The sequence below is a fragment of the Paenilisteria newyorkensis genome (assembly GCF_000766145.1).
Taxonomy (GTDB): domain Bacteria; phylum Bacillota; class Bacilli; order Lactobacillales; family Listeriaceae; genus Listeria_A; species Listeria_A newyorkensis.
Genome location: NZ_JNFB01000012.1, coordinates 410,726 through 428,300, shown reverse-complemented (window position 1 = coordinate 428,300; position 17,575 = coordinate 410,726). Strand labels below are relative to the sequence as shown.

Sequence of the window (17,575 nt, the reverse complement as noted above, 5' to 3'; positions counted from 1 at the left end):
CTCGCCTTTATTTTTTCTCAAAAAGATACAAGAAATCCCCGTATCCCGCATCTTTCATCTTCGCCTTCGGAATAAAATCAAGCGCCGCCGAGTTCATGCAATACCGCAAATGCGTCGGCTGCGGCCCATCCGGAAAAACATGTCCCAAATGTGAATCTGCGTGTTTACTCCTGATTTCCGTCCGTTTTTGCACCAAAAAATTGTCCTCTTTTTCATACACGTTATTCGGCACCAATGGCTTCGTAAAACTAGGCCAGCCCGTGCCCGAATCGAATTTATCCGTCGAACTAAACAGCGGCTCACCAGAAACTAAGTCCACATAAATCCCGTCCGCCTTATTCGCATCATATTTATTCTGAAAAGCCGTCTCCGTTTGACCTTCCTGCGTCACCCGATACTGCTCATCCGTCAATTTCGCCTTGATATCCGCGTCCGAATAACTCGCAGGATAACTCGGCAACTTCACATCTCTATCTTTACCCCAATGTTTGTCCAAGAAGGTATCACGCCCCGAACCATTCCGATAATACTCATAGCGCTTCGGATTTTTCTTATAATAGTCCTGATGATACGTTTCCGCTTCATAAAAGGCGCCAGACGCTATAATCGGCGTCACCACCTTACTAAACCGATCCGTTTTCGCCAACGCTTTTTTCGAGGCCTCCGCTTCCTTCTTCTGCTCGGCATTTACATAAAAAATCCCCGAACCATACTGCGTTCCTCGATCCACAAACTGCCCCTGCGCATCCGTCGGGTCAATCTGATGCCAAAACACATCCAGCAACTGCTCATAAGAAATTAGCTTCGGGTCAAATTTTACCATAACCGCCTCCTTATGTCCCGTATTACCACTAGAAACTTCATCATATGTCGGATTCCGCGTCGTGCCGCCCGTATACCCCGAAATCACATCATTGACCCCTTTTAACTTCTCAAACGGCGGCTCCATACACCAAAAACAGCCACCCGCAAAAATCGCGACCTCCTGCCCAGAACCATCGTCCCCAACATTTTGATACTGTATATTCTCACTACCATGCGATTTCGCGTCCTGATGCGAGACATACGCATAAACACCCCACGCCACGCCAATCACACCAACCGCAATCAAACTATTCCGCAACCACTTCTTCATTTCATTCCGCCTCCAAATCATACGACAGTTACCGATAATATCTAATTCCCGATTTTACCAGATAGGAAACGATATTATCTTTCACACCTATCATACAAAAAAGAAGTTTTCTAACACTTAGCTAATTATTATGTAATTCTTAAGTTTCAAAATAAGAGTCTTGAGCATAACCCAAATAAATCGGCGACAAGCGCTCGCATTCATGGAGTTTGGCGGACTTCCGGTTCTCATGTACAGTCGTACACTCCGCTTCCGGCTTCCACCAAACTCCATGAATACAAACGCTTTCGCTCGATTTGTGTAAAGCATAATTTTCGTCTTACCCCAAAAATAAATGGTAAGGCAATTTTATCTTGTTTGGAGTTTTATCCCAAGAAAATAACTCATTCCGTAATCAACTTCAATTTTTGCCCTGACACGCTCACGCCACCTGTTTCCAAATAGAATTTCGCGCTTTTCTCACTAATTCCGAGCTGGTTCGCCGCTTCCTCCATCGTTGTAAAAACCTGGAGCGGATACCCTTCCTGATCAAATAGCAAAATAGGAACCATTCCCGTTTCCCCGTCCAGATAAATATCCAACGCCTCGCAAAGCTTCTTCCCGTCCCTAGTAAGCCCTTCAAAAACAATCGAGTTATCATCAAATAAAACATGCACTAAATTCGCTGATACGAGTCTTTGAAACGTATCGAACTCCGAAATCTCAAACCGTTTTTTGTTTTTCTTCCCTAATTCCAACAAGAATCGCCACTCTTTTTTCAACTCCGACAACAACGTCGCGTTACTTTCTTTCACCTGCATATTTATCATCCCTCCGCCAAGCATGTCTATAATGTACAGTATAATACAAGACCATAGGAACAATCTGGATATTTAGCGTACTTTTCACGACATTCTGCAAAAAGAACACATTCCACGAAAATCGTTTTACAATGCATCCTATTTCCCCACTAAAAAGCCAGATATGTTATACTAATAATACTTTCTAACCTAAAAGGAGGAACACCATTATGGCGCTTTTTTCAACACATTTCGTTTCAGAATCACTACAATTACGAACCTCTCTGCAAGTCTTCGTACCCGACCAAATCGACACAGAAAAACCAATGCGCTTGCTCTACTTACTGCACGGTTTATCCGACGACGACACCGCTTGGCTGACCAACACATCACTCGTTCGCTACGCCGAAAACCGGAATATCGCGATTGTCATGCCGCAAGTCCATCGCAGTTTTTATACAGACATGCACGTTGGAAATCGGTACTGGACATTTTTGAGCGAGGAGTTGCCAAGCCTCATTCACAGCTGGTTTAAGCTACCTACCGAACCCGAAAATACATACGTCGCGGGCTTGTCCATGGGCGGTTACGGCGCGTTCAAATGGGCCTTACATTATTCCGAAAAATTCGCAGGCATGGCATCGCTATCCGGTGCGCTAGACATCGTTGCCCTGCGTGAAGCCAGACCAGAAGGCGAATCGGAAATGCAAGCAACGTTTGGCGACATCGAGACTCACCGCGGCTCAGACAACGATTTACTCGCCCTGCTCGACAAAGTCACGGCGAAACCTCGCGTCTTACAGCTCTGCGGCACCGAAGATTTTCTATACGACAACAACCTCGGCTTTAAATCGCGAATCGAGCAGACAGATTTACCGTACACGTACCAAGAATCGCCCGGCGAACATAACTGGGAATACTGGAATCGCGAAATTCAGACCGTACTCAACTGGATCGACCGAAAAGGAGATTTTGCATGACACATACGAAAAAAAATGCCCGCATCTTATTCGTGCTTAGCGCTATCACGGCTATCGGTTTCATCACGATGCTGATTGGTGTCGCAACGAACGCTGGCTTCATTCACAACTTCGACAACTACTGGATCGACATCATTCGCGTCAACATTTCGCCCGAAAAAACAGATGTCATCGCGTTTATCACGAACTTCGGCGGTGTCGCAGCGATTGTGATAATGAGCCTTGTGCTTTTATTCATCTTCATCCTGCTAAAACGCTACACCATCGCGATTTGGTTTGGCGGCGTTGTACTGATTGGCGGCGCACTGTTACCGTGGATTATCAAACAAATCATTGCCCGTCCACGCCCGAGCGATATGCTGATTTCCCAAGGCGGCTACAGTTTTCCGAGTGGTCACGCCACAGGCTCGACGGCTTTTTACGGCATGATTGCAGTGCTTCTGATGATTGCTAGCTCTAAATTATGGCATCGCATCCTCATCGGACTGATCGCGTTCGTCATCATTTTGACGATTATGTACACCCGCGTCTATCTCGGCGTGCATTATCCATCCGACGTCACAGCTGGATTACTACTCGGCAGCACCGCCGTTCTTTGCGGAAGCGCCCTGTTTCTATTATATAGCCAAGCCTGCCATCGCTATTTACTAGCGCGAAACTGGAAAGATGTCTATTTGAAAAATTTTAGTTAATACAAAAGAGGCTATACGTTCCAATCCAGATCCGGACAGAACGTATAGCCTCTTTCTATCTTATTTACGCTTATTTCTAGCGCTTTGAATCAAGTTCCAAATAACCAACACGAGAACGACTACCAATAAAATATTGATCAGCGCTCCACCGATATGGAAAATTAGTCCGATCACCCAAAAAGCGAACAGAATAACGATGATTCCCCAAATGATACCAAGCATGTGTAAAAACCTCCTTGCTTTGTGCCATCTATATCTTTACCACAATGAAAAATCGGCAAACATCCAAAAATTAGAAGCTAATCACGATTTTCCCTTTGGCATGGTGGGTTTCACTCAAAGCATGCGCATCATAGACCCCTTGTGCAGAGAATGGGAATGTTGCCCCGACAACCGCTTTAACCTTGCCAGCAGCCATTAAATCTGCAAACGCTTGTAGTTGCTCCCCGTTAGGCGCCAACCAAATGCTTTTCGCCAACACGTTTTTCGCCTTCGCTAATTCCGCGTCAGGTTCCCCAACAATCGAGATCAGACGCCCCGTATTATCTTTCAACACGCGGAAACTATCCTTCTGAATGTCTCCACCCATCGTATCAAAAACAACATCCACACCCGTCAAAACGTCCGCGAAATTCGTTGTTTTATAATCAATCACTTCATCCGCGCCAAGCTCCTTCAAAAAGGCAGCATTCTTCGCGCTCGCCGTCGTAATCACATACGCGCCAGCATTTTTCGCCAACTGAATCGCCAATGTTCCAACGCCGCCAGCACCCGCATGAATCAAGACTTTTTCGCCCGCTTGCAAGTTTGCATGATCAAACAACGCTTGCCACGCCGTCAAACCAGCCAGGGGAATCGAAGCCGCCTCGTCAAACGACACATTATCCGGAATTTTGGCAAGTAATGGTGCATCCACCAAAGCATATTCCGCATACGTTCCAAAACGCGTTGTTTCAGGGCGCGCAAACACTTTGTCCCCGACTTTCCAATCCGTCACGTCCGCGCCAACCTCAGAAATCACACCAGCCGCATCCCAGCCAAGAATAATCGGAAACGGCCAATCCATCATTTGTTTTAAGTACCCTTCGCGAAGTTTCCAGTCAATCGGATTGATCGAAGTTGCCTTCATTTCGACAACAACCTGCCCCGCTCCCGCTTTTGGCGTCGCAACCTCCGCCTCTTTCAATTCCTCTTTACCACCATAATTTTCAATAACAACTGCTTTCATCATTCATTTCCTCCTCTAAATTTAACGCGTGATATTCGCCGACATCCGTTCTAAAATATCCGCAAAAACCGCAAATTCTTGTTTTGATAAACCATCTAGCAACTGCCTCTGAAAAGCCTCTTTTTGCGCGATTAATTCGGTCAATCTCGTTTCCCCAAGTGCCGTCAACCTGATAAAAGTTGCCCGACGATCCGGCGCCCGCTTTTCCCGAATGAGCAGACCATCCTCTTCCAGCTTCCGCAAATGCCTTGTAATCGCTGCCGCATCAAGATTTAGCGCCTGTTGTAACGCCTGCTGATTTTGCTCATGCGCACAAGATATGCGGTACAGCAATTCCACTTTAGTTCCACTCATTTGCAGCGTCGCCTCGAACGTTTGATTCATATTTTTGCATAAACCGTGCATTTTCGCGACTAGCAGCGCACGCTCCGAACAGCCATCATCCATCCCAATCCCCCCGATCCACCAATTAATTGACCCATCAATTGATATATCAACTATCTTACTCCTTTTTGAAAAATTGGCAAGGTAACTGCTCAAATGGTATACTTTCTAATAATAAAGTACTATTTCATACTAAAATGGGGGTGTAGAAAAATGACAACGCAAGATCAAACATTTATTTCACTGATTTCAACAATGGGACGCGTTTTACTCGCCGAAAGTGGCGAAGGAACCATCATGATAGAAAGACAGTTACATCAAGTCGCTGCGACATACGGCTATCGGCTGAACACGCTTTGCTTGAGTGAATATTTAGAAATAACGACCTACCGTGACGCGGAGCAGATCGATCATTTGATTGTACAAGCAACGCCCGGAATCGCCTCACTGTCCCGCATTTCCGCCGTGAAAACATTACTTCATGCGGTGGAAAAAGGCTTGGCATTAAAGGTGGCGGACGACAAAATGCAGGAAATTGCGACGGCGCCCGCGATGTATCCCGGTTGGTTACGCGTCATCGGGACATCCTTTTTTGCGATGGGATTCGCACCGCTCGTGATTGCGACATGGACAGAAGTGTGGATTAGCGGCGTTTTAGGAATCCTTTCGGGACTTCTATGCGTCGTTTTGGAAAAAACACGATTCGGCATCCTGTTCCCACTCATCGCATCCTTTGCAGTCGGCATGATCACGCTAACCTTTTTCCATGACACCGCGATGAGCTATGGGCCAGTCTTTCTGATGATTCCGGCGCTCTTCATCTGCATACCAGGAGACACGATGTCCGCTGCGGCAGGTGAAATTTTTTACGGAAAATTAACCGCAGGATCGGCGCGACTAATCTCCGCATTCATGTGTTTGCTACAAATGGTGATTGGCATTTTGTTAGCGATGGAAGTCGCGAATACAACGCTTCATACACTAGAAAAAGGCGACATTTCGAATACCATGAATCCGTTCGTGATTCTGCTCTTCGTCATCGTTTTCTGCCTCGGATTATGTTTAACATTTAACGTTCCAATGGCCTATTTGACGTGGTTATCCATTTTCGCCATCCTGACTTACGCCGTACAAATCCTCGTGAGCCAGTGGACCGGAGATTTAATTGGCACCTTTGTTGCAGCGATTGTAGCAGGCGTTTTGGCGAATCTTGCCACCCAGTCCCCGTCGCAACCGCCACGCGTCATCCTTTTCATCAGTAGCTTTTTCATTTTGACAGTTGGCGCGAAAGGCATCGAAGGGCTATCGAGCATCATTGGCGGCTACGTTGTGGAAGGCTCGCGCGAAATAATGGCGATGATCATCCTCTTCCCGACCGTGACCATTGGCATAGCACTCGGCTACTTAATTTCGACACAAAAGAAACAATTTCCACAAAAAAACTGAAAATCCGCTTTTCATCTAGCTCGCAATGATTATATAATGGAGATAGCTTCACAAAACAAGGTAAGAGGAGAGATTCAAAGAAATGAAAAAAGGCATCGGGATACTGCTTTTAGGCCTACTATTACTTTTAGCAGCATGCGGAAGTAACGAGAAAAACGCAGAAACCTCCAACGAAAAAATGATGATCCAATTAGATGAAAAAAACGTAGCAGCGGACGCCAATGACATTTTCACAGTCACAGGAAAAACAACACCGAGCGCGACAGTAAGCATCGGCGACGTCTCCATTGACGCAAATAAAAAAGGCAAATTCGAGTTAATGCACGTCTACGAAAGCGATAAATCCTATGAAGTCGTGGCCAGCAAGAAAGGCATGACAGAAGTCCGCGCAACCGTTCACGTGACACAACCGACCGCGATTAAAGAGGAAAAGAAAGAACAAGAAGAAGCCGCGAAAGAAAAAGCCGAAAAAGAAGTAACGGAAAACGCGAAACCGAACGCAGCGAAGATAACTTTTGCGATGTTGAGCGGAAATCCAGATAAATACGCGCGAGAATCGTATTATTTAAAAGGCCAAATCGCAGAAGTCGTGGATGGCGGCGCGACGAAATATTTGAAGGTAAACATGACCCAAGCTGGTGACACGTGGAAAGATACCGTGATGGTGATTTACACAGGGACTACCGACGCTAAAAAAGGCGATATCATCGAGGTTTATGGAACGATTTACGGCACATATGCATTTGATGACGCGAATGGCACGACGATTACGATGCCAGGTATCACGGCTAGTTCGATTAATGTTGTGGAATAGAGCAAATAGAAAAGGCATGTTCCCGATAATTAAGGAACATGCCTTTTCTATAATTTATGGAGCGTAGGGGGATCGAACCCCTGACCTCTACACTGCCAGCGTAGCGCTCTCCCAGCTGAGCTAACGCCCCTATGTCATGAGAAGATTGTAGCACAGCGTTTTTGGCTCTGTCAACTGCTTTCCCTTTACAACATAAAAATGGCTCTGTGGCAGAGCGCGGGTAGAGATGTCGAAATAATAAGTTACCCACTAGTTCAGACACTCATTTAGCCTATCAAAAAAGCTTGCGGTCGTGGCGGAATGATATACGCGCAGGACTCACAAACTTATTGATATTACAGTATTCTTAATCCAAAATGATGCGGCCGAGAGGACTTGAACCTCCACGGGTTTTACCCCACTAGGCCCTCAACCTGCCCTTTTTTTGAAATTAAGATACTGAGCTTATACCAATGAGTTTGGCTAAATGAGCTGAATTAGCAGTATAAGACTATATTAGATTGAGGGGGAGGTTTTGTCAATATAATATTTTTAAAACTAATTTTCAACTTAATACTAAAAAATATAAACTTACTTAACTAGCATTATCATTAGCTAGCTTGTACTTAAGACCGTCGTCAACAGCTTTATTCCCGCATCACACGTTTTAATGACATCTGGTAATAGCCCAAATAATGTACGCGCACGTGATTTCTTTTGACAATCTACAGCTTCGCTAACATTTGCAAGATCTCCCAGAGCCTCTGTCTTTTCCTGATTAGTTAATTCTTTATTATTATTTATAAAATCTCGTAAGTCCCCGAAAATTTTATCATATTCTGAATTAGTACTCATGTTCTGAACAATCATCTTACCATCATTTTGATACGCGATATTTGAATTATTAACTTCAGCATTAAAATGAATATCATTTTTCACAAGTATTGCCCCTTTCATTAAGCCGTCTTCTATAACCCGTTCACAGCTCCTATATTCACCAAGGAAAGATATTCTACCACTTTTTTTTTTTCATCTGTAGAAGCATGTTTCCGAGCATCTTGTTGATAATTGTCGCTAAATGAGAATACAAAAACCCAAAATGGGTCATAGTCTTCCTCCTCACAAAACATACAATCTGTATAAATTTCTGATACATTCGTATCCAAATCTACAACCTGATTTTTATGTCCATCTGGGCATAAAAGCATCTTTTTCAATTCTAACTCATTTCCCACCTTATTGCGTAAAAATAAAAATACAGCTTCATAGTCATCATCTGGAAGGGAAAGTGCTGATAAAATATGCTCTACAGTGAAATTTTGTAATCCAACTTCTCTTTTAGCCCAATCTTCAAGAAGTCCATTCACCTTAACCATAGAGAAATTGCTCATAATTTCCCCTCCTTTCTAAATTAAACGTTTTCTAAAAGATCGTCCTGCTCTTCCTGCTCAGCGAGAGTAAGTGCTTCCCAAAAATAATCAAAGATAAATTCCGGCATCTCTTTATCAAATTTGTAAAAACCTCTTTTATAATTAATATGGAACTTAGTCTTTATGCTAAAACCTGTTGTTGGATCTTCGGAAATGAACATACAAGTCTCGGAATTATTATTATCTGTAGGCAAACCCGCTTCATTCAAAGCATCTGTTACCCTCTTACATTCCTCATTTGAATTTAAATCAGTTCCTTCTGCGCTATTTAAAGTAATGCTACCTATACTAGACGGTGTATCAATATCTCGAGATATTACCCCTGCTGATACCAATTCACATATTCTTTTTGCTGTTCTTTTTGTTGTTTTTGGAAAAGTATATGGCTCTATGTCTGATGATAGTAACATTAAATCTTTAATAAATGATGTATATTTCTTCGTATATGAGAATGCACACCTATGTTGAATCAGTTGATCTGTACCAAAATGAATCACCAAAGAGGTAAGCTTTGCAGATTCAAGGCTCTTTAATCCATATGCTTCCTTTACTTTTCTGGAATTTTTCTCCACCACAGTTATAAAGACATTCTCTCCTACCATGTTAATAGCACAAATTTGAGGTCTATTCAGCAATGGCGGTTCCCATGATGTGTCTATGTCATCTTTCCCGATTATGCCTCTTTCTACTAAACTATCAATAAATTGTTGCGCTGTTCTTAATTTATCTGGAAAGCCATCGGGAAACTTCCACAAGGAAATATGCTTGCTTGAAAACTGATATTGTTTATTTAAAAATTCTAATTCCTTTTCTTTACCAATTTTATGTATCTCTTCTATGACATCTTCTCGCGTTTTCCGACCCGTTGTCACGCCATGTAACTTAGCAAATCGATTGATAATAGGGGTTTCTAAATAAATGTATTCCATTAACTCTCCTCTATTCTGTATATAATATATTCCATATTTCATTATATACAAAAAAGGAATTTTTTTCAATGTAAATATTTTATATTTGCTATATAGCTATATTAGCACAAAAATTTACTATTGTACAGAACGTACGTTCTTTTTCGATATTTTTTTGTACAAAGTAGCTTTTGGAACTCCTGTCATCCTGACTATATCTAAAACTGATAATTTATTTGCATCCCTGTTCTCCATCAGTTGGATTGCTTTCTTTATCTGCTCTTCTGGTTGTCCTTTGCGTCCTAATTTCTTCCCTGCTTGCTTTGCTCTAACCTTCCCTTCTGTCGTCCTATTTACTATCATATCACGCTCAAACTCAGCAAATGCACCTAGTACATTAAATAGTAATTTCTGCATAGGATTGCTCTCCACGTCCGCCCCAAAGGTCATATTATTATCTATGAAAACGACTGTAACTCCCTTTTGAAGAAACTCGCCCATAACATTATTTAAGTCAATAATGGATCGTGCCAAACGATCTATTTTAGTGATGTACACAATATCTCCTTCACGAGAATGCTTAATTAATTCTTGTAATGCTTCTCTGTTTCTTGTAGTCGTACCAGTCTTCTTCTCTATAAATAAATTATCACTTGCCACTCCGAAGCTGAGTAGTTTTTCTTGTTGGGTTTCTAAATCTTGTCCCACAGTGCTTACACGTGCATAACCTAGTTTCATGTCATAACCTCCGTCTATAATACACAATAATCGATACTTTTATTATAGACTATACAAGAGACTTAAATCAAGTGCTAGTTTAGTAATTCTGAGGTAGAAAAATCGGAGTCTCTATTTTATGAGTTCGAGACTCCAAATTTTAGTATCGTATGCGGAATAATCATACCCGACTATTACATACGTCTTCCAACAATTTTTTTATCCTTTAATACGTCCATATGGTAAATTACTTCCGATAAATCCCTAGATTGATTCAATACCTTATAATATATTTCGCTATTTTTAAGCTTAGATATAATATACTTGCGTTCACCCCATTTTGGATCAAACAAAGCTTCCTTCCTGCTCTTCTGAGCTTCCGCGATTAAATACTCCGTCTTCGCTAAGTACTTAGATTTTAATAGCACTATTTCGAACTCTTCCTCAGACTCTCCTCTGTACTCGAAACTGTTTAAAATAATATATCTACGTAACTTATTGTGTTCAATAGAATTTATATCAGTCCTACTTTTTAATAAAAATAATGAACGTACTATATAACAAAATAAGAACACCAGATTTAATGAGAAAAGATAATCTGCTAAATCTCCACTTTCTATTATTAAAGGATTGGCAAGAAATGCAGTGTAGTGAGATGTTAAGAAGATAGTATTTAAAAAGAAATAATAAACCCAGTAATATGTAATTAAAAGCACAATAATGCTCAATAATCTTCTTATACCACTGTAAATATTCCAACTCTCAGTAGTATTATCTGCAAAATCTCTTTCTTTTGGAGTTACCTTCCACCAAGGTAAATATGATACTAGAGATAACACAAAAAATAAAACAATTAAAGCTCCTAGTATCACTACAAGATTATCATATACATAATTTATTGGAATTAGCACAATGTTTTGTAATTTTTTCGGAATCCATTCTGATACGTTTAATAATTTATTATATTCAGGACAATAAAATAAAATTATTCCTATTAGAAAAATAACATAGGTTAATGGTATATTAACTGTTTTATCCGTATACTCCCTAATCATCTTAATGTACAGAAATACATCTTTCATAATTCACTTCCCCCCATAGTAATCAGATTCTTAAATTTATAGCTTCAACGCCCTTAGTGACTTATCGAACAGTATCGTTGAATTTACAAACGCTCTCTGATTGTATTGTTGTTCTCTTGGTTTTTCAAATTTAAATGCTAGTCCATATAGTATATTTACGAGTGTCCTACTATATAATTACAAAAAAATTGTAAGGCTCATTAACCTTACAATTTCTTAAAAATAACAAAATATAGCAGGATAATAAAGCGCAACTTAAATCAAGGTTAATTAGATTAATTTTCATGCAACATTAAATAAATCATCCCTCACTATTCTTATAATGAACCAAATCGTAAGGATAGAATGGAACGCCTTTTAGTACGTCATCATCTAAATCCATTATCTTAGCTATTGCCCCGCTCTCAAAACTCCAATACCCATAATACAGCTTCTCTTTCTCATTATGAATATCAAACCAACCAGAATCCGCATTTCCCTCATACCATTTTTCTGTCAGGTAATTTTTCAAACTAATCACAGCAGTATTCTGATCCTTGTTTATAACATCTCCCAAATACATATATGGTGCTTCATGTAAAAATTGACTACTCATAAAATCAACATCTCTATCTCGATAATGTATTAAATAACGAAGTAAAAAATCTTGCTCCTCACTTTGCAATACCAGATCTTTCAATAAATCAAAAGAATTGTCATCTATCTCAAGCATAATACCAATCGATAGCATCCATAAAATATCCGAATAACTAGCATCGACATCCCAAAAATCAGCCATATTAGCAACAATTTCCTCATACTGCCCTTTCAAAGTACCAAATCTTTCACCGCTAGAATAGCCTGCAACGAGTATTTGGAATTTTAGCGCCTCTATCTTCTCTTTGACAGCAAATACACGATTTTCTGCTACTTCATTAGCATCCAGCTTTAATTGAAATTTCTCAATCCGCTGCTTCTGCTGTGCAATGTATTCTTTAAAATACAACTCATCTTTAATATAATCTCTAATCATTGCTTAACCACCTCTTCTCACTTTATAGCATTGCCTTTCGAATCGAGCTTAGTAACAGTAATTGAGCCATCTGGTGCAATATTAACTAACTCTCTGTTGTAACCTTCTAGAAGAATATCATCTGCTTTATCAATTCCAACTGATTTTTCGAGTCTAACACCCGTTTTCCCACCGTTAGTCCAACTATCACTCATCTGTTTACCATCTTTTGTTTTTCTTAATTGAGAAGTTCCATACTTAGCTTCCGCAATAACATACTTTGGTGGTGGACTTGAATTCTCATACACGCCATCAATACCTTTGACAATTTTATCATTCAGCCCTGTTACACGATCTCCACTAATTCGCTTGTACGTAGTACTCTCAAAATAAACGTCCATTTTCATCTCGCCGTAGTTACCCTTGCGCTTGTTTGTAACTAACTGCACTTTACCACTTTCCACCTTCTTAATGATATTGAACTGCGTTGTATGGACATTTGGAGGAATCGTATTCATTTTTATCTTTAAATCAGACTTCACACTATTTAGATTATCTTTGGAAAAAACGCGCCCGCGAGCACGCACAGCCACTAGACTTGTTGCTAAACCAGCTATGATAGAAAAACTCTGCGCTCTAGTAATTGGCTCATCTGTGAAATAGTATCTACCTTCTATTGCGGCTTTTATGATTGCTGCATCAATGTCTTCTTGCTCACTCTTCACTTCTTTAACCGAGCCGTCTCTTAATCCGTCATTATACGCAATCGTAGCTTCTGCACAATCCGCATCCGTCTTACCATTCTTCGTTAGTACCCAGTAGTTTCCTTGCAACGTCTTTTCATACTTATCGAAATTAAACGTCTTCTTCGCTTTTTTCGGTGCCAGCGCGCCTAATTTTATCTTAGACGGCTGGAACATATGAGACGAAGCATTAAACGCAACGCCACTCTCAATCTGAGCCAGACTTTGCTTCACTTGATATAAATCTGTCAATACATCACGTAGCATGTTACGATGTGTCGCTTCAAAATGCTCATACTTCTCCAATATCTCTTCTTCTTTACGGAATTGCCCCATCGCTGTCTCCATACCTAATTGTAACCCAATATTTTTCCCAATGGAAGCCATGCTATTGGCCGCGGAATTAGTATCTGCTTTCAACGCCTCTATTTTGTTCTCATACTTCCGCATGTCTGCTTGTAATTCATACATCCGTGCCAAATCCAGCTTCGCATTCATCGAAGCATCTACTTGGGAATAGAAATCCGAGACATACTTTTTCAATCTTCTCTCGGCATCCTGCAGGCTATTTTTCGTAGCCTTAATAAGCGGATAGTAAACGTCTCGATAATATGCCTTCGCTTGATCACCGATTTCTCCTTGAATATCTGAATCTGATAAAAAACTTCCAATTGCCGTTTTACGCAGATCTAATTCTTGTTGTACTCGCTTGGACTCGGCAATAAACACCGACACAAAATTATGTACTTCTGCAATATCAATGCGCGCCATTTTTCGGATTCTCCTTCAACTTATCCAACTGGATTCGAATTTGTCGCTTTTCCTCGATGATTTCGTCTTCTAACGCATTCACGTATTTGCGTGTCTCACGCCATTCCTCTTCTACCGCATCTTCCAGTCTACTCATCGTTTGATCAGCTTTCTGCCCTTGCCACGCCTCACTAAAGTTCACAAGAATATTAGCTTTATCCCGATTCAGCTGAATCAATCCTATCTGAATGTCTTCTAATTTCCGCCGTTTATTGATGCTTTCTTCTAATCGTTTTTCTAGTAGTCTTCTCTCTTTTTCCATCTTCCTTATGCCCCCTACATGATTATTTCTTACTGACAAAATCCAATCCTGATTGCAACATTTGTCCCAGTGCTTTTTCCGATGCCACAAAAGCTTTCTCTACATTCTTCAAGTTCTGTCCGTCCTTTACAAACGCACTCGGAAACGCTTGCAAAAATTGCGTCATTTCCATACAATCATAGACTAACTCTTGCGCCGTGCCTGTGGAATAGGCAACATTCGGACGTAATTTGAATGCCAATGCATCTGGATTCTTTCCCATCGCCGTTGCATGTTCCGATAACCTACCACTTGGTAGCTGTATTTTCTTTGCCACTTGATGCTCATTCCTTCCTTTATCTAGTCTTCATGGAAATATTATACCATAGCTTAGTGATACGGAATAGCCTGTTTTATCCAACTACATTACTTATTCTCAATTTTTACTGAAAAGCACTATTAACTGTATCCCTTCTCAACATACTCACTAAATGTTGCTAGAGAACAATGCAGTTTCATTACTCTATATTCTGATATTCCTGAAACAATTTATTCATTTTATTCAGCAACCTACGCTTCGCTTGTTGATAGCTTTTTAATGTTATACCTGTTTGCATAGCCGCTTGTTCATCTGAATCCACTAAAAGCATAGTACAAAAAATATTAACCTCGTTATCTGTCAACAATTTATTCTCATCAATATGAATTAATGCCGATTCTATAGTCAATATAAGATCTACTTCATTGGCTATATTCCTACCCGGTATCTGATTTATTAGAGCTAAATCAGCATCAAATTTATTTGGTATTTTAACCTTATAGTTATTGTCCACGACGCCCTTTTCTGATTTTTCGTTCTCTCTTTCCTTTTCACTCTTTCGCACCCGTCCAAATTCTTCCTTCAATGTTAATATAATGGTATCTCTTTCCGCGCTCCTCAATATGTTTTCAGTTAGCATTGACCCTGACAGATTTGGTATAGCACTCTTGTTATTAATCAGTAGTTCATAAAACTCATTAATGTTCATTTCTCTTTCCTTAGCTTTATCCAGTTCTCTATGAATCTGATTGTATATCTCACGTTGGAAATCCATTAATAGATTTTCATGTATGTAATAATAACGTTTGCCTTTAAACTTATTTTTAAGCCTTATCTCTAATTTACTAATTCTCTTTTGGTTTTTTTGTAAAAAGTAATCCAAAATTTCTTCCTCTGTATAAATTTTTATATCCTCATTCAAAATTTTTCCTCCTTAGGTGAAGCAATAGGCTATTACAATGTGCATATATACTATGATATAAATAATTCTATTAATAACTTAATTTAAAAATTAATAAATAAATTACTTAATTAAAAAAGGGACTACTTTCTAGGACACAAACGAACGCAGTGAGTTAGTGGAACTAGAAAGTAATCCCCCCCGTTGAGCTGGGTAAGCTCATGGAGGGAATCTTTTCGAGGGCACGACGTGCCCTTGAATAAGAGGGCGGGCATCCGCCCCATTACTTTTACTTACAAGTAAGTAATTTTATTGATACATAAATTAAACCTGTTTTCACTTTAATACTATAATAATCAGATTCCTAATCAAGCTAGTTTAACAGATTCAAATAATCTCTATTAATTATTAATCCCACCTATATAATACCATAATTATGCCCTTTTTTGTCAGAAATAAATTTAATCAGTAAACTATTAAATAATAGGTTATCAGGATATGTATGTGTATTTTCAAACTAACTATTTAATACTATAATTTAGAAAAACACCACTGAATAGTACTGTTTCTACTTTAGTTCATTTTTATCATCAAGGTATATATTGATGATTCTATATCAGGAAAAATAGTATTTTATCTTACTATTCAGTTATTTTTTTGCTATACCTTGATCAAAAAAATTTTAATTATTGTTATAGCTTTTTAACTAAAAACACACCCCTTAAGCTGTATATCAGGAGTATATAAGCTACGGGGGTGGTGTATAGCGCTATATGAACGGGGTGGGGTTAACTAATCAATTCTTTTGTATACGCCCATCTCTTTTTCTGATCCGTCATCATACTGAATCATCATAGTCAGCTTGTTGTTTCTGTCTGACAAAACAAACCTTACGTCTACCACAGAATCAATATAATTATTGTATACATCATCTTGGTCTATAATTAAATTCTTACCTTTCTTTTTATATTTCAGCAAATCGTTACCACTAATTCTCGTCTGTATCAGATTATTATCTTCAATCTTTATTTGATAACGTTGCTCACCACTTAGACTATACTCATTTCCTACCAATTGATTATTTGAGCACTCTTTTACTGTAAAGATTACGCCAACTACAATTAAAATGATCATAAGCACTTGTTTAAGCATTCCCGATGTATACTGATTGATAAGTGTTCCCGCAATAACAGCAAGTGCAATTGTTATAATAATATTCAGCAAATTTATTCCTCTTCTCTCTTTTTTATGAATGCCTCTTATTTTCCGATTTCTCAATTGCATTATTGTAGTTCAGGATCATTGCCTTGTTTCGTTTTAAGTGCATTATCCGCATCCAATAAATACATATCTACATCCTCTTTTACGGATGAAATTTCTATCAACATACCTTGATTATAGTTAAACGCAGCATCTACTACATTCTCTGTAATAAATAATATACCTTCTGATGCTTTATTTAAGTTATCCTGTACAATATCGTAGCCTTTTGCTGGGCGCAAATTCTGAACTTCTAGTGCACATTTCTCTAAATCACTTACTGCCTCTGAAAATGCTTCTTGCCATTCTTTGCTAGTGATAACATTATAAACCAAAAGATCATAGTACCTATCGTAAGCACGCCTTAATGCGCCAACCTTAACAGATACTGCTTCTTCATACACTTCTGGACTAGGTGGCTTATCCACATTTTCATCATCAGAAACTGTAGCACACGCAGTCATATTTAAGATTAGCAAAATCATACCAAAGCTGATTATCCAACGTTTCATAGTTCTATCCCTCCCTCTTCGCCTTTATAAAAAGCATCTTGAAATATTATTTCCTTCTTCACTCCAAAAATACCTTCAATTTTTTGCATGTAATATGGAGATGGGCTTGTTCTCCCTCTCTCCCATGAGCTAACCGTCTGTTGTTTAATATTCAGCACATCTGCCAAGCTTTTCTGAGATAATCCCATGCTTTCTCGTAATTTACCAAGTTGATTCATTCTTTC

General features: G+C 39.6%; 22 protein-coding genes and 1 tRNA gene. 4 read left to right on the top strand and 19 right to left on the bottom strand.

Annotation, left to right across the window (positions count from 1 at the left end):
• Positions 1-7: 7 nt before the first annotated feature.
• Both msrA and EP58_RS06675 read right to left on the bottom strand, forming a co-directional pair.
• A complete protein-coding gene (gene msrA, locus EP58_RS06680) occupies positions 8-1,135 on the bottom strand; it encodes a peptide-methionine (S)-S-oxide reductase MsrA (protein ID WP_036091433.1) in 1,128 nt (375 codons plus the stop codon).
• Positions 1,136-1,518: 383 nt separating this feature from the next.
• Complete coding sequence (locus EP58_RS06675) at positions 1,519-1,935, bottom strand: hypothetical protein (RefSeq protein ID WP_036091431.1); 417 nt, start codon at positions 1,933-1,935, stop codon at positions 1,519-1,521.
• Between the two features lie 209 nt (positions 1,936-2,144).
• Here EP58_RS06675 and EP58_RS06670 point away from each other — a divergent pair, with 209 nt between their 5' ends.
• Both EP58_RS06670 and EP58_RS06665 read left to right on the top strand, forming a co-directional pair.
• Positions 2,145-2,894 (top strand): alpha/beta hydrolase, encoded by a 750-nt coding sequence (locus tag EP58_RS06670; RefSeq protein WP_036091429.1) that lies wholly within the window; start codon positions 2,145-2,147, stop codon positions 2,892-2,894.
• Entirely contained in the window at positions 2,891-3,586 is a 696-nt protein-coding gene (locus EP58_RS06665; RefSeq protein WP_077917855.1) for a phosphatase PAP2 family protein, read from the top strand. The genes EP58_RS06670 and EP58_RS06665 overlap by 4 nt, the downstream gene beginning before the upstream one ends.
• Positions 3,587-3,646: 60 nt before the next feature.
• On the opposite strand, the gene EP58_RS17350 is transcribed toward EP58_RS06665, so the two are convergent.
• The 3 genes from EP58_RS17350 to EP58_RS06655 form a co-directional block, all read right to left on the bottom strand.
• On the bottom strand, positions 3,647-3,808 hold the full coding sequence (locus EP58_RS17350) for a lmo0937 family membrane protein (protein ID WP_103034833.1): 162 nt from the start codon (positions 3,806-3,808) through the stop codon (positions 3,647-3,649).
• A gap of 70 nt (positions 3,809-3,878) precedes the next feature.
• A complete protein-coding gene (locus EP58_RS06660; RefSeq protein ID WP_036091777.1) occupies positions 3,879-4,814 on the bottom strand; it encodes an NADP-dependent oxidoreductase in 936 nt (311 codons plus the stop codon).
• A 21-nt stretch (positions 4,815-4,835) separates the two neighbouring features.
• Entirely contained in the window at positions 4,836-5,261 is a 426-nt protein-coding gene (locus EP58_RS06655) for a MarR family winged helix-turn-helix transcriptional regulator (protein ID WP_036091427.1), read from the bottom strand.
• 150 nt (positions 5,262-5,411) lie between these two features.
• Between EP58_RS06655 and EP58_RS06650 the strand changes: the two genes are divergently transcribed.
• Both EP58_RS06650 and EP58_RS16970 read left to right on the top strand, forming a co-directional pair.
• Positions 5,412-6,644 (top strand): threonine/serine exporter family protein, encoded by a 1,233-nt coding sequence (locus tag EP58_RS06650; RefSeq protein WP_036091425.1) that lies wholly within the window; start codon positions 5,412-5,414, stop codon positions 6,642-6,644.
• Between the two features lie 82 nt (positions 6,645-6,726).
• Complete coding sequence (locus EP58_RS16970) at positions 6,727-7,458, top strand: hypothetical protein (protein ID WP_052171380.1); 732 nt, start codon at positions 6,727-6,729, stop codon at positions 7,456-7,458.
• A gap of 57 nt (positions 7,459-7,515) precedes the next feature.
• On the opposite strand, the gene EP58_RS06640 is transcribed toward EP58_RS16970, so the two are convergent.
• The 14 genes from EP58_RS06640 to EP58_RS06575 all read right to left on the bottom strand — a co-directional run bounded on the left by EP58_RS06640 (position 7,516) and on the right by EP58_RS06575 (position 17,569).
• A tRNA-Ala gene (locus tag EP58_RS06640) sits at positions 7,516-7,588 on the bottom strand.
• A gap of 464 nt (positions 7,589-8,052) precedes the next feature.
• Entirely contained in the window at positions 8,053-8,376 is a 324-nt protein-coding gene (locus tag EP58_RS06635; protein ID WP_124892670.1) for a hypothetical protein, read from the bottom strand.
• 29 nt (positions 8,377-8,405) lie between these two features.
• Positions 8,406-8,828, bottom strand: a complete 423-nt coding sequence (locus EP58_RS06630) for a hypothetical protein (protein ID WP_052165010.1) — start codon at positions 8,826-8,828, stop codon at positions 8,406-8,408.
• A 20-nt stretch (positions 8,829-8,848) separates the two neighbouring features.
• Positions 8,849-9,796 carry a hypothetical protein gene (locus EP58_RS06625; protein ID WP_036091422.1) on the bottom strand — a complete coding sequence of 316 codons (948 nt, stop codon included), beginning with the start codon at positions 9,794-9,796 and terminating at the stop codon, positions 8,849-8,851.
• Positions 9,797-9,913: 117 nt separating this feature from the next.
• On the bottom strand, positions 9,914-10,513 hold the full coding sequence (locus EP58_RS06620; RefSeq protein WP_036091421.1) for a recombinase family protein: 600 nt from the start codon (positions 10,511-10,513) through the stop codon (positions 9,914-9,916).
• Positions 10,514-10,686: 173 nt separating this feature from the next.
• Entirely contained in the window at positions 10,687-11,574 is an 888-nt protein-coding gene (locus tag EP58_RS06615) for a hypothetical protein (protein ID WP_036091419.1), read from the bottom strand.
• Positions 11,575-11,875: 301 nt separating this feature from the next.
• Positions 11,876-12,586 carry a PoNe immunity protein domain-containing protein gene (locus EP58_RS06610; protein WP_036091417.1) on the bottom strand — a complete coding sequence of 237 codons (711 nt, stop codon included), beginning with the start codon at positions 12,584-12,586 and terminating at the stop codon, positions 11,876-11,878.
• A gap of 17 nt (positions 12,587-12,603) precedes the next feature.
• On the bottom strand, positions 12,604-14,079 hold the full coding sequence (locus EP58_RS16965) for a T7SS effector LXG polymorphic toxin (RefSeq protein ID WP_052165011.1): 1,476 nt from the start codon (positions 14,077-14,079) through the stop codon (positions 12,604-12,606).
• On the bottom strand, positions 14,066-14,380 hold the full coding sequence (locus tag EP58_RS06600; RefSeq protein WP_036091415.1) for a hypothetical protein: 315 nt from the start codon (positions 14,378-14,380) through the stop codon (positions 14,066-14,068). The genes EP58_RS16965 and EP58_RS06600 overlap by 14 nt, the downstream gene beginning before the upstream one ends.
• Before the next feature lie 22 nt (positions 14,381-14,402).
• Complete coding sequence (locus EP58_RS06595) at positions 14,403-14,696, bottom strand: hypothetical protein (RefSeq protein ID WP_036091413.1); 294 nt, start codon at positions 14,694-14,696, stop codon at positions 14,403-14,405.
• A gap of 181 nt (positions 14,697-14,877) precedes the next feature.
• Entirely contained in the window at positions 14,878-15,600 is a 723-nt protein-coding gene (locus tag EP58_RS06590) for a hypothetical protein (protein WP_036091411.1), read from the bottom strand.
• A gap of 771 nt (positions 15,601-16,371) precedes the next feature.
• The gene (locus EP58_RS06585) at positions 16,372-16,803 is read right to left on the bottom strand and encodes a hypothetical protein (RefSeq protein WP_036091409.1); all 432 of its coding nucleotides are present in this window, start codon (positions 16,801-16,803) and stop codon (positions 16,372-16,374) included.
• A 59-nt stretch (positions 16,804-16,862) separates the two neighbouring features.
• On the bottom strand, positions 16,863-17,351 hold the full coding sequence (locus tag EP58_RS06580; RefSeq protein ID WP_036091407.1) for a hypothetical protein: 489 nt from the start codon (positions 17,349-17,351) through the stop codon (positions 16,863-16,865).
• On the bottom strand, positions 17,348-17,569 hold the full coding sequence (locus EP58_RS06575) for a helix-turn-helix transcriptional regulator (RefSeq protein WP_036091405.1): 222 nt from the start codon (positions 17,567-17,569) through the stop codon (positions 17,348-17,350). The genes EP58_RS06580 and EP58_RS06575 overlap by 4 nt, the downstream gene beginning before the upstream one ends.
• Positions 17,570-17,575 lie beyond the last annotated feature (6 nt).

Coding starts and splice junctions, on each gene's coding strand:
- msrA (WP_036091433.1), bottom strand. CDS start 1,135: ATGAAGAAGTGGTTGCGGAATAGTTTGATTGCGGTTGGTGTGATTGGC.
- EP58_RS06675 (WP_036091431.1), bottom strand. CDS start 1,935: ATGCAGGTGAAAGAAAGTAACGCGACGTTGTTGTCGGAGTTGAAAAAA.
- EP58_RS06670 (WP_036091429.1), top strand. CDS start 2,145: ATGGCGCTTTTTTCAACACATTTCGTTTCAGAATCACTACAATTACGA.
- EP58_RS06665 (WP_077917855.1), top strand. CDS start 2,891: ATGACACATACGAAAAAAAATGCCCGCATCTTATTCGTGCTTAGCGCT.
- EP58_RS17350 (WP_103034833.1), bottom strand. CDS start 3,808: ATGCTTGGTATCATTTGGGGAATCATCGTTATTCTGTTCGCTTTTTGG.
- EP58_RS06660 (WP_036091777.1), bottom strand. CDS start 4,814: ATGAAAGCAGTTGTTATTGAAAATTATGGTGGTAAAGAGGAATTGAAA.
- EP58_RS06655 (WP_036091427.1), bottom strand. CDS start 5,261: ATGGATGATGGCTGTTCGGAGCGTGCGCTGCTAGTCGCGAAAATGCAC.
- EP58_RS06650 (WP_036091425.1), top strand. CDS start 5,412: ATGACAACGCAAGATCAAACATTTATTTCACTGATTTCAACAATGGGA.
- EP58_RS16970 (WP_052171380.1), top strand. CDS start 6,727: ATGAAAAAAGGCATCGGGATACTGCTTTTAGGCCTACTATTACTTTTA.
- EP58_RS06630 (WP_052165010.1), bottom strand. CDS start 8,828: ATGAGCAATTTCTCTATGGTTAAGGTGAATGGACTTCTTGAAGATTGG.
- EP58_RS06625 (WP_036091422.1), bottom strand. CDS start 9,796: ATGGAATACATTTATTTAGAAACCCCTATTATCAATCGATTTGCTAAG.
- EP58_RS06620 (WP_036091421.1), bottom strand. CDS start 10,513: ATGAAACTAGGTTATGCACGTGTAAGCACTGTGGGACAAGATTTAGAA.
- EP58_RS06615 (WP_036091419.1), bottom strand. CDS start 11,574: ATGAAAGATGTATTTCTGTACATTAAGATGATTAGGGAGTATACGGAT.
- EP58_RS06610 (WP_036091417.1), bottom strand. CDS start 12,586: ATGATTAGAGATTATATTAAAGATGAGTTGTATTTTAAAGAATACATT.
- EP58_RS16965 (WP_052165011.1), bottom strand. CDS start 14,079: ATGGCGCGCATTGATATTGCAGAAGTACATAATTTTGTGTCGGTGTTT.
- EP58_RS06600 (WP_036091415.1), bottom strand. CDS start 14,380: ATGGAAAAAGAGAGAAGACTACTAGAAAAACGATTAGAAGAAAGCATC.
- EP58_RS06580 (WP_036091407.1), bottom strand. CDS start 17,351: ATGAAACGTTGGATAATCAGCTTTGGTATGATTTTGCTAATCTTAAAT.
- EP58_RS06575 (WP_036091405.1), bottom strand. CDS start 17,569: ATGAATCAACTTGGTAAATTACGAGAAAGCATGGGATTATCTCAGAAA.